The 1,828-nt window shown below is 39.4% G+C and carries 2 protein-coding genes and 1 pseudogene; all 3 read left to right on the forward strand.

Annotated elements, in window-relative coordinates; translation table 11 throughout:
- The first annotated feature begins 702 nt into the window (after positions 1-702).
- Positions 703-1,089 (forward strand): hypothetical protein, encoded by a 387-nt coding sequence (locus BQ7314_RS14130; RefSeq protein WP_174484336.1) that lies wholly within the window; start codon positions 703-705, stop codon positions 1,087-1,089.
- A gap of 104 nt (positions 1,090-1,193) precedes the next feature.
- The gene (locus BQ7314_RS14135; protein WP_174484337.1) at positions 1,194-1,475 is read left to right on the forward strand and encodes a BrnT family toxin; all 282 of its coding nucleotides are present in this window, start codon (positions 1,194-1,196) and stop codon (positions 1,473-1,475) included.
- 6 nt (positions 1,476-1,481) lie between these two features.
- Positions 1,482-1,691, forward strand: a pseudogene (locus BQ7314_RS14140) (CopG family antitoxin); the annotation flags it as partial.
- Positions 1,692-1,828 lie beyond the last annotated feature (137 nt).

A 1,828-nucleotide genomic window follows, 5' to 3' on the forward strand; every position in this document is an offset into this window, starting at 1 on the left:
AAGGAAGTGAGGTTACAACTTTAATTACCGGCGTGGTGGTTCTTTTCTCCGCGTTAGCGGCTTCGTCCAACAAAAAATTCCAGTCGACCGCTGGCAGCGCAGCTTTTTTTCAGAGGTCATTTATATCAAAGTTCAGTGTGTTTGCATAGGTCGTCTTATATCTGCCAGCGGCCACTGAATTTGGCGTTACATTTCAAAATCCATTGAGGGTTTTCTGGTTTGCTTGGCTTGGGCGTAATCGCTAGTGATAGCTTATCGTGTTTCTTTCCTAACTTTTTCACTCTTTATCATTGGCTGGAAAGGTTGAGTATGAGGTAGCAGGGCTAAGAGTATCAGGCATTTTACTACTTGGAAGGGCTTTGTATTATAAGCGATGAAGTAGTTTAGATAAGCTTTTACATTCTGTTTGCAGGGCACTAACTTGTTGGTATAACTTACATCAAAAGTCAGTGGCATTGTTAAGCCAGCCCTGCTACAGTAAAAGCTTTTAAAAGTCGTTGGTTGAGCGACTGAGCATGGATTGAAGGTTGTTAAATATCGAAATGTAACCATTCAATCCAGCTGACCGTTGGCCGCGCAGCCCGCTTCCAAGGGTCATTTTTTATCAAAAGTCAGTGCTTTGTCAGAATTCATCGAATATCTGCCAACGGCATCTGATTTTGGCGTTAGGCTTTAATAGAAATAGAGTGGAGAGAACTTAAAATGAAAAAAATCATAATGTTACTTTTACTATCTGTATTCATAGTTCCAGTTACACTTGCAGATGTATGTGACTATCGACCAAGTAAATTAGTTGGTAGTACAGTAACGGGTACTATAGCTGGTGGTGCTGGCGTAGCTGCGGCTACAGGAGTAGGAATGAAAGCAGCGGGAATATACGCAGTTACCAATGCGACAACAGGAGCAGCAATGCTTGGATCGACTGCTGCTGGAGCTTCTGCTGCAGGTACAACGGGGATTATTGCAGGCACAAGTGGAATTCTTGGTAGCATTGGAGCTGCTTTATTATCTCCTCTCGTTATCATTCCAGCTGCTGTCACTGTAGTTGGTATTGGTGTTTACGAAGGCAGTTGTTATTTATCTAAATAAAAAATACTAATAATATGTGCATAGGATTTAGAGTTATGTAAATACTACAGCCTAACCAAAAAATCATCTTGACAATCTTTCAATATCATACATACAATGTATGTATGATTAAGTTTGAATGGGATGCAGTTAAAGCATTAAAAAATGTGGAAAAACATGGTGTTTCTTTCGAAGAAGCATCATCTGTATTTTACGATGAGTTTGCAGTACAGTTTTATGATGATGGGCATTCGGAGTTAGAAGAAGATCGCTTCCTTATTCTTGGCATCAGTAATAATTTTAGAATGCTTATGATTTGTCACTGTGAAAAACAATCAGGAAACGTACTCCGAATAATATCGGCTCGAAAAGCTACAAAAAATGAAAGAAATTTTTATCATGGGTGATGAGTTATGAAAAAAGAATATAACCTATCAAAATTGCAATCACGTAAAAATCCATATGCTAGTAAATTAAAAAAGTCAGTTACTATGAGGTTAAGCGAAGATATTATTGGGTACTTTAAAGAAATGGCAACTGAATCTGGAGTACCTTACCAAAGCCTCATTAATCTATACCTTCGTGATTGTGTTATACATCATAGAAAAGTGGATATTTCATGGAATAATAGCCTAAATCGGGTAAGGGCTAGTTTCTCTCCAGCCCTCCCCACACCACCCTGCGTGCGGCTCCGCACAGGGCGGTTCATCGCCCTTATGAATAATGGAACTTAACCCATTGGTCTTTAATCGAGACTAGG

This window comes from methanotrophic endosymbiont of Bathymodiolus puteoserpentis (Logatchev), from assembly GCF_900128525.1.
Classification (GTDB): Bacteria; Pseudomonadota; Gammaproteobacteria; order Methylococcales; family Methylomonadaceae; genus Methyloprofundus.

Coding starts and splice junctions, on each gene's coding strand:
- BQ7314_RS14130 (WP_174484336.1), top strand. CDS start 703: ATGAAAAAAATCATAATGTTACTTTTACTATCTGTATTCATAGTTCCA.
- BQ7314_RS14135 (WP_174484337.1), top strand. CDS start 1,194: ATGATTAAGTTTGAATGGGATGCAGTTAAAGCATTAAAAAATGTGGAA.